The organism is Helicobacter sp. 23-1048 (assembly GCF_053654545.1).
In genome coordinates this window covers 170,571-191,215 of record NZ_JBSIUT010000003.1, presented here as the reverse complement: position 1 = coordinate 191,215, position 20,645 = coordinate 170,571, and the positions used below count along the sequence as shown (strand labels likewise).

The window sequence follows — 20,645 nt, the reverse complement described above, 5'->3', positions numbered from 1 at the left end:
TTCACATTACAGGGAGTGTTATGCAAGGTTTTCGTCCAGTGGTTGTGCGAAATTGCAAAGATGTCGAGCAAAGCGTGCAAAATACTTGTGATTTATACGCACTTGATTATCATAGACTTACTTTTGATATACTTGAGATTCACACTTATAAGGATTTTGCCGAGAAAGATTCTACCCTTATACCAGCAACTGAAGCGCACGAAATCTTAGAAAACGAAGAAAACTACAACAAAAAAACAGATTTTAACCTCCACCAAGACTTTGATATTAGCATTCGTATCACAGAAGAGGAGGATTTAGCAAGTTTTATAGAACTCTCCACAAACACCCATTACAACAAACTTTACCTCACACTTAAAAAGGGGGTAAAAATTAAGAGCTTAGCGGCTTTTATACGACATCTATACGAAGAGATTCAACGCAAAAAGGCAATCTTGGGAATCATTGTGCGTGATGTAAGTGCCTTTGGAGAATCTTGCGAAATACGCGCATTGCCAGATTCTACAGATTCCCAAGTGCAAACAGATACCGCTGAGGAGCAAATCAAATGCGCTTCACTTGGACAAAAAATGTTTGAAGACCTCGCACAAAAGATAAATGCACTCAACTTGCAAGATAAATGCGAAAATGATGAATTGCAAGAAGAGATTACTTTTGAGCTTGAGAGGTCGAGTGCCTATGTGCCAAAAGCAGGCTCTACATTGAAGTTTTTACCCAAAGAACAATGGGAAAAAGAAAATAATACTTCACTTGGACTCGCTTCTTACGCAGTGGAAGCAAACCAAGAAATATTGCGCGTAAGCTATGAGAGCGAGGGAGAAAGTGGGCGAAACCTTAAGGGGAGGTATTTTGATTATTCTCTACCAGAAGAAGAAAGCGAAGATGACGATGATGATTGGGATAGCGATGAGAAAGACAAAGCAAAAAAACAAGAAGCCCCCAAAGAATCTAAAGAGAACGAACAAGCAGAGCAAAAAGCACCAGAACCTAAGGAAAAAATCGCTAGAGAAATTGTCTTTGATGAAAAACTTTTTTCCAAAGAGGAAAAAGATGAATATGTCTCCTATACTGCCTTGCAAAAGGGGTATGTAAGCGTTAAGCAAGGATACTTAAAAATGTTTGAGAGCAATGAGTTTAAGGAAGTCAATTTGCGTAATGTCGGGCATTTACTTGGAGGGGTGAATAAGGACATTGTCGTAACCATAAGCGGACAGAATCCAGAAGATGACGCAGTAGGTCGCGGAATGGTCATCGAAGCAACGCAAATTGACATTATGGGCTCTGTGGGAGAAAAAGCCCGTATTATCGGTAAAGAAGTAACTATACACGGGCAAATCCACCAAAGTGCCTTTGTGCAATGTGAAACTTGCAATATCGACTTTGTCAAAGGCACGGTAATCGCCAATGAACTAAGAATCAAAAACTCTGAAATGGCTAACCTTGATGCAAAAAACATAAAAATTGACATTGCGACAGGCGGACAAATACGAGCACAAAACCTCACTATCAACAAACTTTACTCGCATTCAAAAATTTACTTTAGTGGGACATTGCAAATCAAAAGCGTGGAAGGCGGGGAAAACGAACTCTACATTTCGCCAGATTGTTATTATGGAATCCGCAATGTGGTGGAAGAAAGCAATGAATTTATCCAAAAATGCACAAATAAAGTCAATAAACTTTTACAACTCCTCAATAAAGAGAACGAAAATATTAGGAAATCTAAACCCATTGTCGCGCAACTAAAAAGTATCATCGATGAAAAAAAGCGACTTAAAGAACCCATTGATAAAAAAATAAAAAATGCTATGGCGGAATATATCGCTTTAGTAAAAAATGCTGAATTTTTAAAAGAGCGCATCGCCACCGTGCAAAATGCCGCAAAAGCAAAAAATGAGGAGCTTAAGCACATTGATGAAGAACTCCAAAATGCCAAGATTATCACTAGGGGCTCTTGGAAACGACATAATGAGATTTTTTATGAACATATTTTCCCAAAAGGCAGAGATATGATAAGTTTTGATGACGCCCCACAAAGAAATATCTCTATTGATAAAGAGAATCTCAAACTTAAAATAGAATAGATTCTCTATTACAAATGCCATCTCGCACACTCACAATAAGTTTGTGCTTACAAATTCATTAAAACCCCAACAACTTCATCTAACTTTTCGCTTAAAATAAGCACTCCAAGCACGAGGAGTAAAATACCACAAACCACTTCAATGACGCGAACAAAGGACTTTAATTTTGCTAAAAAACCAAGAGAGCAATCAATCAAAAGTGCTGTTATAAAAAATGCCAATCCAAGTCCAAGCGAATAAGCAAGCATAAGATGCAATGCTTCATTGTCCTTTAGCGCGCCAAGTGCAAGGATTGAGGCAAGTATGGGTCCAGCACAAGGACTCCAACAAGCACTAAAACTCACTCCAAGCAAAAAAGGAGCAAATATCGATAAAACCTTGCCTTTGGGTGGTGTGATATTAAAACTAAAACGCAACTTATATAAAAATGATAACCTAAAGATTCCCAAAAAATGAAGTCCAAAGCCAATCACAACTATCCCAGAAACAATGCGAAAAACCGCACTGCTTAAAATCTCACTTAACAAAGTATCCACAAAAATCCCTAAAACCACAAACACCACACAAAATCCAGCGATAAAACTAAGCGAAGTAAGGATAATTTTCGTGCGGTGTTTGGTTGGGTTTTGTGTGATATGCTCCAAAGAAATACCACTTATATAAGAAATATACGCTGGGATTAGCGGTAGAATGCAAGGACTAAGAAAAGTAATAATCCCAGCCAAAAAGCTCGCAACTAAAGGAGCTTGGTAAAACACACTGCTATACAAAAACTCCTCCAAATTCTTCTCCTTAACAATAAGATTTTATAGATTCTCATAACGCACAAAACGCCTGCCAAGAACATTATAACTAAAGATAAAAACTTTTGGAATTTTTATATAAAGTTTTTGCTACAATATCCCAAACTTTTTGTTATAGGACTAGGCAATGCAAACAGATAAATACATACCAGAGCACGATTTGGATATACAGAGTGATTGCAACGAAGCAGAATCTCTGCAAAAAACCACCAAAAACTTTAGTGATTTTAACTTGCGTAGCCACATACTGCGTGGCATTAAAGAAGTGGGATTCTCTGTGCCATCACCCATACAAGAGCAATCTATCCCCATTGTGCTAAAAGGAAGCGATTTAATAGCGCAAGCACAAACGGGCACGGGCAAAACAGCTGCATTTGCTATCCCTATTTTAAACAAACTCGGGCGCAACAAACAAATAGAAGCCCTCGTCATCACTCCTACACGCGAACTTGCAATGCAAATCAGCGAAGAGTTTTTAAAGATTGGAAAGTTTGCGCGGATTAAGACTATTTGTATGTATGGTGGGCAAAGTATAAAACGGCAATGCGATTTGCTAAAATACAAACCAAAAGTGATGATTGCCACACCGGGTAGGCTTTTAGACCATTTGATGAATGGCAGACTTCAGGATTTCGCACCAAAGGTTGTCGTGCTTGATGAAAGTGATGAAATGCTTGATATGGGATTTTTAGATGACATAGAGCATATTTTCACTTACTTGCCAAGCAATAAGCAAACACTGCTTTTTTCTGCGACAATGCCCGAGCCAATCAAAAATCTCGCGCTAAAAATTTTACGCAAACCAGAGTTTGTCAAAATTTCTCCCGTAGAAATCAACAACCAAAACATTGAACAAAAATATTATATTATTAACGAAAACGAGCGTAATGAGGCAATTTTAAAACTATTAGAAATAGAGAATCCAAACAAAAGCATTATCTTTACGCGCACAAAAAAAGAGGCTGATATACTAGCCAATAACCTTAAAGAAGCGAATTTCAATGCCCTAGCATTACACGGCGATATGGAGCAACGCGATAGGCGCAGTGTCATAATGGATTTCAAGCAAAATAATGCCGAGATTCTTGTCGCTACTGATGTGGCTGCTCGAGGGCTTGATATAAGCGATGTAAGCCATGTGTTTAATTACCATATCCCTCTTGACCCACAAAGCTATGTCCATCGCATTGGGCGCACAGGTAGAGCGGGCAAAAGAGGCGTAGCGATTACGCTAGCAACGCCATTAGAGTTTAAAGAGATTAACAATATTAAGCAAAACACTAAAGCACAAATGCAACTTTGCGAAATGGACGATGTGGAGGTGGATTCTCAAACGCTTCTCTCCAAAATCGCCACGCTTGAAATAAGTCAAAATGCACTTGAAATGTATGAAACCCTCAAAGGCACAATGCCAGAGGAAAAGCTATGCCAAAAACTTTTGAGCTACTTTATACAATCTTGTTGCAAAAAGACTATCGGGCTTAAAAAGGACCAAATTGCTATCTTAGAGCACAAACTAAGCATTGATGAAAGCGAGCAACAAAAATCAGGTAAATTTTACAAAAAAAGTTTTACAAAAGATAAAAAAGAAAAAGACAAAAAATCATCTAAAAAGTCCTATGACGGCGATATTACTGATAGCATTTGGGGATAGACTCTAAAAACTGCAACTTTTTACATAAATATGTCTTCATCAATTCAGTAGTGCTTGGCATAATTGCCTCCTTATAAAGTAAATTTTTGCTTGTTATTTCTAAATTTCTAACGCCTTTATTTAGTATTTGATATATGTCATTATCTGCGTGGTTTAAACTTAAGGGCAATAATTGAAGTTTTAAGGGCTTGATTTATTTAAATTTTATCCCAAGTTCGCTTTTTAGCAAATTTGCTTTATTATAAATCCACATATTTTTACGCGATATTGTATCAATAATACAATCATTTGCTTTATTGTATTTGAAAATCAGCTGTTTTTCACTACCACTATTATCAAATAACACAATCTTATCGCAGAATTTAGCGATTTTTAGTAGATTTTGTATAGATTGAGTAAATCGCCTATCAATTAAAAGAGAATCCACATCGTGTCCGCCTTTAGCAACGCGCATTTTAACTCTATCTTTAGCAATTTGCGCGCTATTTACACCAATATAATACAGCGAAATAGCGTAATTTTGTGTTTTCAATTCGCTAAAAAGATTCACTATACTTTTGCCACAAAGCGTAGTTTCTTGGTTGAAATCATAATGCTTTTTAATGCAATTTTGGCGAAGTTTTAGGGCGATTTTAGAAGCCTTAAATTGTTCTTTTGGATTTTTCCAACTCCCAAAGCTACTGACAAATTCATCAGTATTTATGCGAATCCCAAATGATTTATCGCGTAAAAGCTCATCATAATACAATGTGCTTTTACCTGCGCCATTGATTCCTGCAAAAATGAATGCTTGAGCTTGTGGCATACTAAGTTGGCTTTCGCAGTTGTTTGATAGAATCAAGCACGCCATTTATGAGCTTTGGGGCATTATCATCGCCATAAGCCTTGCTAAGCTCAATAGCCTCATTTATCACAATGGGTGCATCTGTATCACTAAAAAGTAGTTCATAGCTCCCAAGTCGCAATATTGAATGCTCAATGCGACCAATACGCGCTATATCCCATTCCTTTAAATGTGTGTTGATACAAGAATCTAGCTCTTCGCGCTTTTGTATCACCCCATTAAAGAGATTGAGCGCGAAATCTTGTTGTTTATGGCGGATTTTTCTCTCTTCCAAAAAACCCTGCGCTTGAGTGAGAATGCTGATATTCCCCACATCATAAGCGTATAGCATTGCTATGACGGCACTCCTTGCCTGCGACCTTGTCGCCATTATCTCTCCTTAAACGCCAAGACTCTCATACAGGCTTACTAGCTCGATAAGCCCTGCCATTGCCTCAAATCCCTTGTTGCCTACCTTTGTGCCAGCACGCTCGATAGCTTGCTCGATACTATCTGTGGTAAGCACACCATAAGTAACTGCTGCGCCATACTTAAGTGTAACATTGGCAATGCCCTTTGTCGCCTCCGCACTCACATAATCAAAATGTGGGGTTGCCCCGCGTATAATCGCACCAAGACAACAGATTCCATCATAAGTATTTTGTGAGAGAATCTTTTGCAAGGCAAATGGGATTTCATACGCGCCCGGCACAAGGATTAAATCTAACAACTCATCATTGCCTCCGTGTCGCAAGAAACAATCTCTCGCCCCTTCAATAAGTCTATCTGTGATAAGATGATTAAATCTACTACCGATAATAGCAATGCGCTCATCACCACGCAATTTGAGTTTTCCCTCTATTGTATTCATTTTTTCTCCTTAATTTTTACTCTAACCACAACGCAAAACGCGATTATAGCATAAGTTGCATTGTAGTGAAATTTTCTTGCAAAGCCTTAAAAATGCGTAAAGATTCTATAATTTTGCAAGCATTTCTTCAAAACTTTGCTTAAAAGCATTCACTCCATCTGTAAGCAAAGTATTATACATTTGCGTCAAATTCTCTTCACCAACAAGGCTAAGAATTTTTTGGACATTAGAATCTACAACCTGCTCTTGCCAATCCTCCCTCTCTTGCACGAAATATTGTAGTGCATCAAGCGGTGCGGTGTTAATGCTTTTTGGCAAAATAAGCGAGGTAATGTAGTAATCCTTTGGCAAATCATCGCCCTTCACTCCCGTAGAAGCAAAAAGCGGACGAGAAAACTTGTCATCAAAGTCTTGAATAATACTATAACATTTTTTGGCATTAGCGATTCCGAGCGTATTTTTTACCTCATCTTTTGCCTCTTGCATCGCATTGTATGCCCTATCAAAGCGAGATACAAAGATACTTACCACACCACGCGCTATGGAGTTCCCCTTTCTTGCTTGGGCAAAGGCCTGCATACATTGGTTTGCTTGATTTGGGGAAAAAATAAGCGTAGCATTCACGGGGATATTTTTTGCTATCAAAGCATTCATTACTTCATATCCTGCCTGCGTAGCTGGAACTTTAATCATCACATTTGGCTTGCCTATGCTTTGAAAAATCCGCACGCCCTCATCGATACTTTTTGGTGCATCATCACACAAAAATGGGTCGATTTCAATGCTTATATATCCGTTGTCTTGGTTTTTGTTATAAAGTGGTGTGAGGATTTGTGCTGCTGTTTTAATATCATTAAAACCAAGATTCTCATAAATCTCTTTAGCATTCATACTACCATTTTCTTGTTTTAGCTTCTCTGCGCGCTTTTTATAGGATTGGCTTTCAAGTGCGTTAGCAAAAATGCTAGGATTGCTTGTTGCACCATTTACACCATAAGAAAGCAACGCACCAAAGCCATTATGCAAAAAATCCCTATGGATAAAATCACACCACAAGCTATAATTTATTTCATCTAAGTCCATTTTTACTCCTTTTTTATTGAGATAGAATCTTTCCATTCATCAAAAGATTTTTGCGCCACAAAAATCACACTATCAATCCCGCCAGCAAGCGAAAAAAGCCAATATTTATGTGCAAAAAGCAAATCTATTTGTTTGGCTTTAAGTGCCATTTCATCTCGCGCCACACCAACGATAATCTTTGCAATCTCCATTTCTTGATGCACGATATAAGATTGAATCGCATCATTAAAGCACATTGTAAAGTTATTGTCCCCAAAAAAATCCTTAATTTCTTGTATGTGATTAAGCGCGTCTTCAACACGATTAAAATCGATATTTTCCAAATCTTTGCTTTTATTTGCCTCCTCTAGTTCATCGCATAAATGCGCCACTTCTAAGAAAACTTCCTCAATCTTAGCCTTTTTTTCAATACCAAAATCGATAAATTCCTGTGTTTTTTGGTGGGCTTTTTGCAGATTCTCTTGTATTGTTTGAGAATCTGGCGGGCTTAAATGCAAAGGTTGTTTTTTTTGGCTTGTATCAATGGGTAAAAGTGCTTCTTCAAAGCTCATTTCCTTTGTCCCCTCAATCCTAGCCCCACCTTCTGTGGCGTTAATTACCTCAATTTTATAAGGTGTTTGGGCAATGTCTGTCTCATAAAATTCTAAAAACATTTTCCAAATAGGTGTGCTCTCCACAAAACCTTCTCCACCATAAGCAGGCAAGAGCACTTTTTGGGAATCTTCTTCTAATGGCTTAATTTCGCGCTCGCCATACACGGCATTTTGTGCGTGTGAGCTCCCATCTTTGCCAAAGGACAAATCCTGCCCTATGATAATACAGCGTGAAAAACGCGAATATACAAGCATTTCATACGCCATATTTGCTGCACTTAGTCCCACGCCAATGTATCCATATTCCTTAAAGCCAAAATACGCCGTATAGCCAAAAGGACGCATACTCATCTGCACTAAATCGCCATTGATTGCGTCTTTTAAACGCTTATGCACGATTGAAGTAATGGCAAAAATGACATTTTTATGCTTGGATTTGGGGGTTTTTTCATAAAATTGCGCGGTTAAATCCACACGCTCTAGAGAAAACACAATATCAGGCACGATTCCCTCGCGCGCTAAAATGGGGAATGAAGCATCAATGCAAAAAATAGTAATATAATCTTGATAACGCTTTAAAAGTGGCAACTGCTTGCTAAGGCTTGGACCTGTGGAGACAATCACTGCGGTAGAACCAGCCTTTTTGCCCTCATTGTTTGCATTGATTTGGGAGCGTTTAAGCTGAAGCTCTTTAATAAGTGTGATAAGCGAGGGTGAATGCAACATTTCAGGCAATGAAGCAATGTGGTGTGCAATGCCCACGATAGAATCTTTGCTATCATTCCCCACGCTCATCACGCAATGATGAATCGCACGCACAAAAAGTTTATTAAACTCTACACTTTGAGTGGCAAAATGCTCATAAAATGGATTAAAAATATGCAGATTGTAAAGTTTAGAGTAAATTTTAGCGTGTTTATTTTTGATAAAAAGTTGCAAAATATCTTGGTAGCTACTTTTGGAATCTAAAAACACTATGCGCTTGCTTAAAATATCATCATAAAAATCAAGCAAATGCAACACAATAAATAAAATCTCAATCTCTGGCTCGATGACAACCACACTTTTAAGATTCTCATTTTGTGTAAGCACTTTATAAAACACGCCATTGCCAAGCCCAAAAAAATACAAAAATGGATAATGACAAAACTCCGCAAATTGTGCTATTTTTTCGTTTGTTTCTTCAATGGGAGAATGCAGAAAAATCGGGGTAGAATCGCTTATACGAACAATATTGAAATTGATAGAATCGCTTGTAGTAAAAACCTCATACGATTCGTTTGGAGTTACTTCTTTTAATCGTTTGCAAAGTGTGGGAGAGATTTTTTGTAACGCGGTAATATTGCGCTCAAAAAAATCCACCATTATAAAAACCTCTAAGATTCCATAAAAATTATGGAATCTCTATGCTATTGCAACAATCGCAACACATTTTGCTGGACAAGGTTTGCTTGTGCCATAGCAAAACTTCCGCTCTGTGCCAAAATATTATGCTTAGAGAAAGTCGCAGATTCCTCAGCGAAATCCACATCACGGATAACAGATTCCGCACTTTTAACATTAACCTGCGTAACCGAGACATTGTTGATGGTAGCAATAAGCTGCATTTGCACAGAACCAATATCCGCACGAAGTTTATCAAGCAACATACGCGCAGATTCTGCCATATCCATAACCACCATCGCACCACGCAAACTCGTAACACCCGCACCGATACCATCAGCGTGAATTTCTCTAAATGAAATATTTGGGTTTGCACCACACGCTGAAGCCACATTCGCACCAATTTCACCACGCAACTCACGCAGATTCACGGTGTATTGTGCGATTCCTTGTGCTGTGTGGAATCCCACGTGGCTAAAATTCATACCACTAATGATAATGTCGCGCGCATCTTGTCTAATAAGTGTCAAACGACCAATGATAGCGTGCTTTGTCCCGCTAATCCCCACGAAGTTACCACCACCAAACACTTTACCCGTAGCACTTTGGGTGCGTATTGAAATTGCCCTTCCATCTGTGGCTCTTAGATTCAAACGCCCAGAAATATCAGTCCAAGCCTCCACACCTGTTCGCTCTTTTACCGAGTTAAATGCGTTAATCAAGCGTCCATCAGAGTCATTTTTACGCACTTCATCTATCGAACCAATAGTTACACCATTTACCACAAGTCCGTGCACCGTGCCTGATTGCACAGGGATATTTCCTGTGCCCATTACCTGCCACGCCGCACGCATACCAAGTGTGTCGGAATATTTGTTAATCACTTCTGCAAGCACACCAATACCTGTATTTGCTGAAGTGGAAATTTTCACCGTTTCTAACTCATAGCTATTTTTTCCATCGACTTCTTTTACATGGAACATTACTTCAGTCAAGGAGCTTGCCGCAGCCGAAGCGAGCACGCCTTTACCTGTGATTGAGCTTGATTCCATACGCACATGCCCGATTTTATCTGAACTCGTAGGACCAATAGATGACTTAATACTTTGGTTTGAAAATGCACCAATTTGGAATTCTTTATTTGAAAACGCACCAGAAAGCATTTGCTGTCCGTTAAAGCTTGTGGTAGTAGCAATATTATCAAGCTCCTCTAACAAACGCAAAATATCACTCTGTAATGCCTTTCTAGTGTCTGTGCTCTGTCCATCGTGTGCTGCTTGGACGGCTTTTGTCTTAATGGTATCAAGGATTTTTAATTGCTCATCCATTGCCTTATCCGCAATTTGGATAACCGCAACCGCATCATTGGCGTTCCTCACAGCTTGCCCAAGACTCTCGGCTTGAGAGCGCAAAGAGTCCGCAATAGCAATACCAGAAGCATCATCAGCGGCTTTGTTTAACCGCAAACCAGAGCTTAATTTTTCCAAAGAGTTGTGAAGGGCTCTATTATTCACAACCCCTATGGTGTGCGCATTTAACGCGGAAATGTTGGTGTTAATCTTAAAGCTCATAAAGTATCCTTTTTGACTGAAGTTAAAGTTGTATCCCTTGAGCCAAAAAGCAAAAACTATTCCAAAAATAAATGAAAAAATTAGTGAAAAATTTTAGTGAAGTGTGCTAGAATTTTGCCTTTTAGATTCTTAAAACTATGGATTGTAAGCCAAATGACAATGTTTCCATAATTGAGAATTGAGCTAAAAAAGAATCAAATAAAAACTTAAGGCATATAATGAAAAATCTCATCATTGTAGAATCTCCTGCAAAAGCACGGACAATCAAAAACTTTTTAGGCAAAGATTACGAAGTCATCGCCTCTAAGGGACATATACGCGACTTGCCTAAATATACTTTGGGTATCGAAGTCAAACAAAAGCAATTTATCCCAAAATACACCATAGACAAAGACCACGCACAAATCGTCTCCGAAATACAAACAAAAGCTAAAAAAGCTAAAACTACTTATATCGCTACCGATGAGGATAGAGAGGGTGAAGCGATTGGCTACCACATAACGCAAACGCTCGATGCTGATGCAGGCAGTTTCCCGCGTATAGTATTCCACGAAATCACCAAAAGCGCGATACAAAATGCCCTTGATAATCCTCGCACTATTGATATGGATAAAGTCAATGCGCAACAAGCGCGCAGATTGCTTGATAGAATCGTAGGCTTTAAACTCAGCAATCTTATTTCCTCAAAAATCGCGCGTGGATTAAGTGCTGGACGCGTGCAAAGCGCAGCCCTCAAACTTGTAATTGATAAAGAGCGCGAAATCCAAGCATTTAAAAGTGTTACATACTTTATCATTAACGCCACCTTTCAAACCAAAGATGGCAACACCATAGAATCTGAGCTTGTGTTTTATGAAAAAGCGTTAGAAAAACTCTCTCTCCAAGATGAAAAACAAGTCAAAGCAATACTTGATTCTCTAAAAAAGCAAGAATATGAGGTGCTTGAAATTGCCAAAAAAACCAAAAAAACGCCTACGCCACCACCATTTATGACATCAACACTCCAGCAAAACGCCTCAAACAAGCTCGGCTTTAGCCCATCTCGCACTATGAGTATCGCTCAAAGGCTTTATGAAGGCGTGCAAACAAACAACGGCATAACAGGGGTGATTACCTATATGCGAACTGATAGCCTTAATATAGCCAAAGAAGCACAAAGCGCAGCAAGGAAACTTTTAGAAAAAGCTTTTGGCAAGCAATATGTGCCACCAAAACCAAAAACCTATACTACGAAGTCAAAAAGTGCGCAGGAGGCACACGAAGCAATCCGCCCAACAAACTTAGATTTCACACCAGACATCGCTAAAAATTACTTAAAACCAGAAGAATTAAAACTCTACAAACTCATATATGAAAGGTTTTTAGCCTCACAAAGTGTCGATGCAGAATTTGAATCACAAAGTATCCTCTTTGGCAATGCTAAGTGCAATATGAAATTCAAGGCAAATGGCAGGCGATTACTCTTTGATGGATTCTATAAAATTTTAGGCACAGAGGACAAAGATGAATTATTGCCCGCACTTAAACAAAATGATAAAGTTGTGGCTACTTCAATCAAAGAGCACAAAAAGCAAACTGAGCCACCTGCGAGATTTAGCGAGGCAAGCCTTATTAAAACTTTAGAATCTTTAGGCATAGGACGCCCCAGCACTTATGCGCCGACTATTTCACTATTGCTTAACCGCGAATATCTCATCAATGAAAAAAAATCGCTAATCCCACAAGAAAGCGCGTTTAAAGTCATAGAAATGCTTGAGGGGGCATTTAATGAAATTGTGGATAGTTCTTTTTCAGCCTCGCTAGAAGATAGGCTTGATGATATTGCAAGCAAAAAAGTGGATTGGAATGCTATGCTTTGGGAGTTTTATGAGCCATTTATGGAGAAATTAGAGCAAGGCAAGCAAAACATCGTTAGCCAAAAAATCGCTATCCCCACAGGTGAGCTATGCCCAAAATGCAACAAAGAGCTTGTCCAGCGCAATGGAAGATTTGGTGAGTTTATCGCGTGTAGTGGCTATCCTAAATGCAAATATATCAAACCATCATCAAACCAAGAACAAAACCTCACTAATGAAGTGTGTGAAAAATGTGGCAAACCAATGGTGAAAAAATTTAGCAAAAGGGGTGAGTTTATCGCGTGTAGTGGCTATCCAGAGTGCAAAAACACAAAACCACTCAATCAAAAACCAAAAGAGATCCTCAGTGTAAAATGCCCAGAGTGTGGTGGTGAACTTATCAAACGATTTAGCAGACGCGGGGCGTTTTATGGTTGTGGGAATTACCCAAAATGCACTTTTTTAAGCAAATATCCTCTCATAGAAAAAAAATGTGAAAAATGTGGAGGAGCGATGGTGGAGAGAGAACTCCGCAAACAAGAAATATATGAATGCCTCAAATGCAAAGATAAAGTGCCAAAAGAGTAAATTTTGCTTGGCTATATTTGTAAGCGTTTATTTCTCCTTGTTCCCACACTTTTAGGGATTTTAACGCTTAATTTCGCGCTTATCCAGCTCGCTCCGGGCGGTCCTGTGGAGCGCACTATTGCTCAAATCGAAAACCTCAATAAACCAGCAGAATCTGCCATCGCACAAAAAAATTTTTACAAAGGCTCTGTGGGCTTAGAGCCAGAACTAATCGAGCAGATTAAAAAAATGTATGGCTTTGATAAGCCACTATTAGAGCGATATGTAGAAATGATAAAAAATTATCTATGCTTTGATTTTGGGCAAAGTTTTTATCAACAAAACGATGTGGTTGATATTATTATCCAAAAGCTTCCTGTAAGTATTTCTTTGGGCGTGTTTAGCACTCTTATTATTTATCTTATAAGCATTCCGCTGGGAATCTTAAAAGCCACTAAGCACGGCTCTGCTTTTGATATAGGCACAAGTTTTGTCATTGTCATTGCCAATGCCATTCCCTCATTTTTATTTGCGATTTTTCTTATTGTGCTTTTTGCTGGTGGGAGTTATTTTGATATTTTTCCATTGCGTGGGTTAGTGAGTGATAACTTTGAGAATCTTAGCCCGCTAGATAAAGTGTTAGATTACTTACATCATCTTGTGTTGCCTGTGTTTTGTATTTCTATCGGGGGATTTGCTACCCTTAGTATGCTGTGTAAAAACTGCTTTTTAGAGGAAATCCATAAAACTTATACGCAAACCGCACGCGCCAAAGGGGCGAACCAAACGCAAGTTTTATACGGGCACATTTTTCGCAATGCAATGCTATTGATTGTAAGCGGATTCCCTGCGGTGTTTGTAGGAATGTTTTTTAGCGGGAGTTTGCTTATTGAGATTATCTTTAGTCTTGATGGACTTGGACTTTTGGGCTATGAGAGTGTGATAAATCGTGATTATCCTATTATTTTTGGCACGCTGTATATTTTTACTTTTTTAGCCCTTATTGTTGGGATTATCAGCGACTTAGTCTATGTGCTCATCGACCCGAGAATCCACTTTGAGAAATCATAAATTTTAGATTGGATTGTGTAGCACGAGATACAATGGTCGGAGTAGCGGGATTCAAACCCACGACCTCACCCACCCCAAGGGTGCGCGCTAATCAGGCTGCGCCATACTCCGTGCAAATCTCTTAAAAACAACACAAAAAGCCTATGATGATAATTAAGAAGAATGGCTCCGGATGCAGGATTCGAACCTGCGACCAAGCGGTTAACAGCCGCCTACTCTACCGCTGAGCTAATCCGGAACAAAAAAGAGTGAGATTATAGGCTAAATTTCTATAAAAGTCAAGGCGTTTTATGTTATTTAGGGCGTATAAGCCCTGCCTCATTATCCCTTAATTGCGGAATATACTTTGCTTTTATTTTGTCTTAAAATGACACCAACTTACTACTTGGAATACAAAAGTGGATTTTTTAACCAATGCACGATTTGAGAATCTAACGCCAAATATCGCTCTCGATTCCACACTTAAAGACACACGGGCGATAAAAAAACTTTTAGAAAACGCACAAAAAAACCACATACACAATCTCTATGAACTACTCCTAAATCCACCAAAAGGCTATGAGGATAGGCGACTTTTGCCTCGTTTGCATAATGGTGCGCTTGGCACTCTTCATATACAAATAACACAAAGCACCAAAGGTGGCTTTGGCAAAAAAACTTTTCTGCGCGTAAGTGCGATTGCAAGTGATTTTAATCAAGTGCTTTCGCTTATTATTTTTCACCCAAAGCCATTTATGAGCGCGCAATTTAGCGAGGGGAAGCAATGCGTAATCTATGGCAAGGTTGAAGAAAAGCAAGGATTTTTTTCAATCATTCAACCACGCATAGTTACGAACTTTGGTGAAGTAGCGATGAAGTTTAAAGCCACACCACAAAAAGCAAAAATTTTGCAAGCCCTTGCCAAATGTTTTATTAGCGAGCAAAATCTCATCTCTTGTGGGATTAACCCTCCATACGCACAGAGAATCTGCGAAATTTTCGCTCCAAGTGATGTGTTTGTCCAGCAGTTTAAAAGCAATGGTGGGCTCTTTGGAGAATATTTAGATTCTATAAAATTAAGCGAAATCGTGTATTACACTCTGCGTTTGCGCAAGAAAAAGCTTCATTGCAATGCAAATTTCCTCTGCAATGGGCAGTATCAAAGTTTCATTCAATCCCTCCCTTTCACGCTCACAAATGGACAACAGCAAGCAATCCAAGCTATCGCGCACGATTTGGCTCAACCAAAGGCTTGCAGACGCCTTATAATGGGTGATGTAGGCTGTGGGAAAACTATTGTCATCTTAAGTGCCGTAATGATGGCGTATCCTAAAAAAAGCATTCTAATGGCACCAACAAGCATTTTGGCAAAGCAACTCTACAATGAAGCAAAAAGACTCTTGCCAAATAGCGTAAATATCGCACTTGTAACCGCACAAACCAAAGAGGGGAAAAAAGACACAAAAACAAGCACGCAAGAAAATGATGAAATATTATTGCCTTTTATGCAAGAAGATTCCAATCAAGCGCATTTTATCATTGGCACACAGGCGATTTTATATAGAGAATTTGATTTTGGAAATTTTGCCTTAGTGATGAGTGATGAGCAGCACCGCTTTGGCACAAAACAACGGCACGCACTAGAAAAAATGTTTAGTGGAGAGGATTACGCACAAAATGCTACACGACCGCATTCTCTGCAGTTTTCAGCCACACCAATCCCACGCACAATGGCTATGATAAACGCGCAATTTATCGATTTTAGCACCATTAAAGATTTACCATTTAAAAAGGACATTCAATCAACAATTATCACAAAAACACATTTTGGCGCACTTATCGCACATTTGAAAACAGAAATAACCAAAGGCAATCAAGCACTTATTGTTTATCCGCTAGTAGAAGAAAGTGAGCATATTGATTATCTTTCACTCTCGCAAGGACAAGACTTTTGGCGTAAGCATTTTGATGGAGTGTTTGTAACTTCGGGTAAGGACAAGCAAAAAGAAGAAGTGCTCGAAAACTTTGCTAAAAATGGCACTATATTACTTGCAACCACGGTGGTAGAAGTGGGAATCTCACTGCCAAGGCTAAGCACCATTGTCATCGTGGCACCAGAGCGACTTGGATTAGCGACATTGCACCAACTACGCGGGCGAGTGAGTCGTAATGGCTTGAAAGGCTATTGTTTTTTATACACCAATTCAAACAATACTGAGCGATTAGAGCAATTTTGCCAAACACTCAATGGCTTTGAAATCGCTGAATTAGACCTCCAATATCGCAGTAGTGGAGATTTGCTAAGTGGGCAAAGACAAAGTGGCGAGGAATTTAGTTTCTTTAATATGCAAAGCGATGAGCGCATTTTACGCATAGCTTGTGAATTGAAGTAAATTTATAGAATCTTTAAGCCTCTTTTTGTTACAATCGCAAAAAAATATTACACTTTATTACAGGACAAAGGTTATACGATGATAGATTCTATATTTGAGGTGTTTAAAGAATGTGCGTGTGTGATTGATACAATGCTAAAAAACCCATCTACAAAGTATCTTGGTTCTCAAAACTCTAGTGGCGATACACAATTAGAAGTCGATGTGGAAGCAGACAAACTCATCGAAAAAAAACTTTTAGCACTCGATTGTATAAAATCCGTATGCAGTGAAGAAAAGCAAGCAATCGTGCATAAAGATGCACTCAAGCAAGCCATAGAGGCAAATGCCAATGCCTCGCTAGATTCCATTCCATTAGGCAAGTTAAAAGACACTAATGGTGCGACACATCTTAGTGTAGCCTATGACCCACTTGATGGCTCTTCGCTTATTGATAGCAATCTAAGTGTTGGAAGCATTTTTGGAATCTATGATGGTTGCTTGTGTGCTAGTGGCTTAGTAGCAAGTGGCTATATCCTTTATGGTCCGCGATTAGAAGCCGTCTTTGCCAAAGATAAAGTAGTGCATTACCGCCATAATGGAAAAGTCTGGGAAAAGCTCGGTGAGCTAAAACTACAAAACAAAGGCAAAATCAACGCACCCGGTGGCACGCAACAACATTGGAGTGAGAAGCACAGAGCACTTATTGCCTCTCTTTTCTCTCAAGGGTATCGCTTGCGCTACTCTGGCGGTATGGTGCCTGATTTGCATCAGATTCTTATTAAAGGTGGCGGGCTTTTTAGCTATCCCGCGACAAATGACGCACCTAAAGGAAAGCTACGCAAACTCTTTGAGGTTTTTCCCTTTGCTTTTATCTATGAAAAGGCTGGTGGAGAAGCACTTGCAGCCACTGATAAAGGTGGCACAAAGAGAATCTTAGAGCTTGAAGTAGAGCATATCCACGATACTACGGCGTGCTTTTTAGGGAGCAAAGAAGAAATCGCCCAAGTCAAGCAAACTTACAACAAGGAGTGCTAAATGCAAGAGATTCAAAGTAACGCCCTGCAAGATAAAGATATGTTTGCAATCAATTTAGAAAAAAAAATCGCTAGTTTGCAATCGTGCCAAAGCGAGCATAATGTAGATTCTTGTATGCCTTGCGAAAAATTCATAGGTTGTCCTAAACGCACAGAATATGTCAAAGCCGTGTATGATAGTATGAATAAAGGGCAAGATGGAAGTTTTGATTTTAATTAAAGGATTGTAATGAAAAGCTATATCACCACACCGATTTATTATGTAAATGACATAGCCCATATTGGGCACGCCTACACGACTATCCTGTGCGATATGTTAAAAAAATATAAAACCCTGCACGGCGAAGATGTGTTTTTGCTTACAGGCACAGATGAGCACGGACAAAAGATAGAGCAATCAGCCAAAAAGCACAATCTCGCACCACAAGAATATGTCGATTCCATAAGCAAGGAGTTTTACACCCTTTGGCGTGAGTTAGAAATAGGCTTTGATTGCTTCGTGCGCACCACAGATTCTAAGCATTGCCTTGCCGTGCAAAAAGCCTTTGAAAAAATGTATCAAAAAGGCGACATCTACAAAGGGGAATATGAGGGCTGGTATTGCGTTTCGTGTGAGACGCACTTCACCAAGCACCAAGTCATCGAGCAAAAATGCCCAGATTGCGGTAAGCCAACAACTACAATCAAAGAGGAAAGTTACTTTTTTGCTCTTAGCAAATACCAAGACCGCCTTTTACAATGGTATGCAGACAATGCAGATTCTATCGCGCCAAAGTATCGTCTCAATGAAGTGGTGAAATTTGTAGAATCTGGGTTAGTTGATTTGTCTATCACGCGCACAAGTTTTGATTGGGGGATAAAGCTCCCGCCAAGTATCAATGATAATGCGCACATTATGTATGTGTGGCTTGATGCGCTCCTTAGCTATATTAGCGCGATTGGCTATGGAAGCGAGGATTTTAAAAAGGAATTATGGGATAATGCCACACACATCGTAGGTAAAGATATTTTGCGATTCCACACTATTTATTGGTTGGCATTTTTGATGAGCTTAGAGCTCCCATTGCCAAAGAGAATCTACGCGCACGGCTGGTGGACCGTGGAGGGCGTGAAGATGAGTAAAAGCATTGGCAATGTCATCAATCCGCGTGATATGATAAATGCCTATGGATTAGAATCTGTGCGCTATTTTTTGGTGCGCGAAGTGCCTTTTGGGCAAGATGGTGATTTTAGCCAAAGGGCGATGATTGAGCGCATTAACTCGGATTTAAGCAACGATATAGGCAATTTACTCAATCGCCTTATTGGTATGAGCGAAAAATATTTCTCCCTTAGCCTCACAAGCACTGCGACACAAGAACTCTACCCAAAAGAGTGCAAAAAAATCACCCAAGCTCTAGAGCAATATGAAAATTTTATGAGTCAAATGCAACCCCACAAAGCCCTTGAATCGCTTTGGGAAATATTAAGTCTTGGAAATAGCGTAATTAGCCTCTATGAGCCGTGGAAAATGATGAAAAACAATGAATCTCACAAAGTGGAGGCATTGCTTGTCTTGCTTGGTAATATCTTATTTAAAGTCGCGCTATGCCTCTATCCTGTAATGCCAAAAACTGCGCAAAAGATTGCTAGCGCGCTTAATGTGGATATTAACGCACAAAATTTTACGAATTTTGTCCTGCAAAGTGAATTTATCAATGCAATCACTATCACTAAAATCCCGCCGCTCTTCCCTAGAATCGAAGCAAAAGACCAAGAATCTAACACTAAAAGTGCTAAAGATTCTACACATTCGCAATCTCAAAGCCAAGCCACAGACAATCTCATTAGCATTGGGGAGTTTCAAAAACTTGATATTCGCGTAGGCGAAGTGCTAGAATGCGAGCGCGTAGAAAAAAGCGAAAAACTCTTAAAATTCCTCATTGACTTAGGCGAGGAAAAGCCACGCCAGATTCTCAGTGGGATTGCAAAGTTTTATGAACCACAAAACCTTATTGGCAAACAAGTATGCGTGGTGGCAAACCTCAAACCCGCCAAAATTATGGGGCTACTAAGCGAGGGAATGATTTTAAGCTGTGGTGATGAAAGTGGATTAAGTCTGCTTGGGATAGAATCTGCGCGTAAAAATGGGAGCAAAATCTCATAAATGGCGACATTTGCCCCCCTTTTAGAAAAGCTCCACTCCGCTCCTATGCAAAAAGACGCATTTAGGCAATATGTGGCGCAGTGTGCGGGATTGCTTGGCGATGTGGATACGCAATTAGAAATCCTTAAAGCCTATGGATTTCCATTTGTTGAGCTTGATGATAGTTTTGCGCTTGGCACGCGCTTTATACATTGGCGTGAGGCGAAATTTTGCTTTGTGGATATTGAAACCACAGGTGCGAAACCAAAAGATTCTCAAATTATCGAAATTGGCGCGATACAATACCAAAATGGCACGATTATCGATACATTTGAAAGTTATATCTATGCGCCTAGTGTGCCAGATGAGATTAGCACACTCACAGGCATTTATACTAAAGACTTAGCAAACGCCCCGAGTCAAAAAGAAGTGTTAGAAAAATTTCGACTTTTTTTGCAAGATTGTATTTTTGTCGCGCATAATGTGGGGTTTGATTATAACTTTTTGGACTTTAGCTTCCAGCAACACGCAATCGCAGGATTATTATGTCCCAAACTTTGCACCATTGATTTAGCTAAGCAGTGTATCCTTTCTCCGCGCTATTCGCTTAGTTTTTTAAACACTTTTTTGGGAATCAACACGCCAATAAGCCACCGCGCTTATGCTGACGCACTCACTGCGCTTGAAGTGTTTAAAATTGCCTCTTTGTGCATTCCAGATTCTATCCAAAGCGTGCAAGATTTGATTGATTTTAGTAAGATTGGCAGACCGTTTATCCCACAAAAATAGGAGTT

The 20,645-nt window shown here is 39.4% G+C and carries 16 protein-coding genes and 2 tRNA genes; 9 read left to right on the top strand and 9 right to left on the bottom strand.

The window, feature by feature from the left end; genetic code table 11:
• Positions 1-20 precede the first annotated feature (20 nt).
• Complete coding sequence (locus ACWIWK_RS09025) at positions 21-2,084, top strand: hypothetical protein (RefSeq protein ID WP_454152468.1); 2,064 nt, start codon at positions 21-23, stop codon at positions 2,082-2,084.
• Positions 2,085-2,131: 47 nt separating this feature from the next.
• Here the strand turns inward: ACWIWK_RS09025 and ACWIWK_RS09020 are convergent, their stop codons facing one another.
• On the bottom strand, positions 2,132-2,866 hold the full coding sequence (locus ACWIWK_RS09020; RefSeq protein WP_454152467.1) for a cytochrome c biogenesis CcdA family protein: 735 nt from the start codon (positions 2,864-2,866) through the stop codon (positions 2,132-2,134).
• A gap of 148 nt (positions 2,867-3,014) precedes the next feature.
• On the opposite strand from ACWIWK_RS09020, the gene ACWIWK_RS09015 reads away from it, so the two are divergent.
• Positions 3,015-4,541 carry a DEAD/DEAH box helicase gene (locus tag ACWIWK_RS09015; RefSeq protein WP_454152466.1) on the top strand — a complete coding sequence of 509 codons (1,527 nt, stop codon included), beginning with the start codon at positions 3,015-3,017 and terminating at the stop codon, positions 4,539-4,541.
• Between the two features lie 193 nt (positions 4,542-4,734).
• Here the strand turns inward: ACWIWK_RS09015 and ACWIWK_RS09010 are convergent, their stop codons facing one another.
• The 6 genes from ACWIWK_RS09010 to ACWIWK_RS08985 form a co-directional block, all read right to left on the bottom strand.
• Positions 4,735-5,391, bottom strand: coding sequence for a zeta toxin family protein (locus ACWIWK_RS09010; RefSeq protein WP_454152465.1), 657 nt, complete (start codon positions 5,389-5,391; stop codon positions 4,735-4,737).
• Positions 5,348-5,755 carry a transcription antitermination factor NusB gene (gene nusB, locus ACWIWK_RS09005; RefSeq protein ID WP_454152464.1) on the bottom strand — a complete coding sequence of 136 codons (408 nt, stop codon included), beginning with the start codon at positions 5,753-5,755 and terminating at the stop codon, positions 5,348-5,350. The genes ACWIWK_RS09010 and nusB overlap by 44 nt, the downstream gene beginning before the upstream one ends.
• A 9-nt stretch (positions 5,756-5,764) precedes the next feature.
• The gene (ribH, locus tag ACWIWK_RS09000; protein ID WP_454152463.1) at positions 5,765-6,235 is read right to left on the bottom strand and encodes a 6,7-dimethyl-8-ribityllumazine synthase; all 471 of its coding nucleotides are present in this window, start codon (positions 6,233-6,235) and stop codon (positions 5,765-5,767) included.
• A 105-nt stretch (positions 6,236-6,340) separates the two neighbouring features.
• On the bottom strand, positions 6,341-7,318 hold the full coding sequence (locus ACWIWK_RS08995) for a transaldolase (RefSeq protein ID WP_454152462.1): 978 nt from the start codon (positions 7,316-7,318) through the stop codon (positions 6,341-6,343).
• A 2-nt stretch (positions 7,319-7,320) separates the two neighbouring features.
• A complete protein-coding gene (locus ACWIWK_RS08990) occupies positions 7,321-9,273 on the bottom strand; it encodes a motility associated factor glycosyltransferase family protein (RefSeq protein WP_454152476.1) in 1,953 nt (650 codons plus the stop codon).
• A gap of 47 nt (positions 9,274-9,320) precedes the next feature.
• Positions 9,321-10,865: a flagellin B gene (locus ACWIWK_RS08985; RefSeq protein ID WP_454152461.1), complete on the bottom strand. Its 1,545-nt coding sequence runs from the start codon at positions 10,863-10,865 to the stop codon at positions 9,321-9,323.
• A 218-nt stretch (positions 10,866-11,083) separates the two neighbouring features.
• On the opposite strand from ACWIWK_RS08985, the gene topA reads away from it, so the two are divergent.
• Entirely contained in the window at positions 11,084-13,288 is a 2,205-nt protein-coding gene (topA, locus tag ACWIWK_RS08980) for a type I DNA topoisomerase (protein WP_454152460.1), read from the top strand.
• 3 nt (positions 13,289-13,291) lie between these two features.
• Complete coding sequence (locus ACWIWK_RS08975) at positions 13,292-14,338, top strand: microcin C ABC transporter permease YejB (protein WP_454152459.1); 1,047 nt, start codon at positions 13,292-13,294, stop codon at positions 14,336-14,338.
• A gap of 33 nt (positions 14,339-14,371) precedes the next feature.
• Here the strand turns inward: ACWIWK_RS08975 and ACWIWK_RS08970 are convergent.
• Positions 14,372-14,449, bottom strand: a tRNA-Pro gene (locus ACWIWK_RS08970).
• 52 nt (positions 14,450-14,501) lie between these two features.
• A tRNA-Asn gene (locus ACWIWK_RS08965) sits at positions 14,502-14,576 on the bottom strand.
• A gap of 160 nt (positions 14,577-14,736) precedes the next feature.
• Between ACWIWK_RS08965 and recG the strand changes: the two genes are divergently transcribed.
• From recG to ACWIWK_RS08940, 5 genes are all read left to right on the top strand, one after another.
• Positions 14,737-16,710 (top strand): ATP-dependent DNA helicase RecG, encoded by a 1,974-nt coding sequence (recG, locus tag ACWIWK_RS08960; RefSeq protein ID WP_454152458.1) that lies wholly within the window; start codon positions 14,737-14,739, stop codon positions 16,708-16,710.
• Between the two features lie 78 nt (positions 16,711-16,788).
• Positions 16,789-17,727, top strand: coding sequence for a class 1 fructose-bisphosphatase (locus tag ACWIWK_RS08955; protein WP_454152457.1), 939 nt, complete (start codon positions 16,789-16,791; stop codon positions 17,725-17,727).
• Positions 17,728-17,946 (top strand): hypothetical protein, encoded by a 219-nt coding sequence (locus ACWIWK_RS08950; protein WP_454152456.1) that lies wholly within the window; start codon positions 17,728-17,730, stop codon positions 17,944-17,946.
• Positions 17,947-17,955: 9 nt separating this feature from the next.
• Positions 17,956-19,872 carry a methionine--tRNA ligase gene (gene metG / locus ACWIWK_RS08945; RefSeq protein WP_454152455.1) on the top strand — a complete coding sequence of 639 codons (1,917 nt, stop codon included), beginning with the start codon at positions 17,956-17,958 and terminating at the stop codon, positions 19,870-19,872.
• A complete protein-coding gene (locus tag ACWIWK_RS08940) occupies positions 19,873-20,640 on the top strand; it encodes a 3'-5' exonuclease (protein WP_454152454.1) in 768 nt (255 codons plus the stop codon). It begins immediately after the preceding gene.
• Positions 20,641-20,645 lie beyond the last annotated feature (5 nt).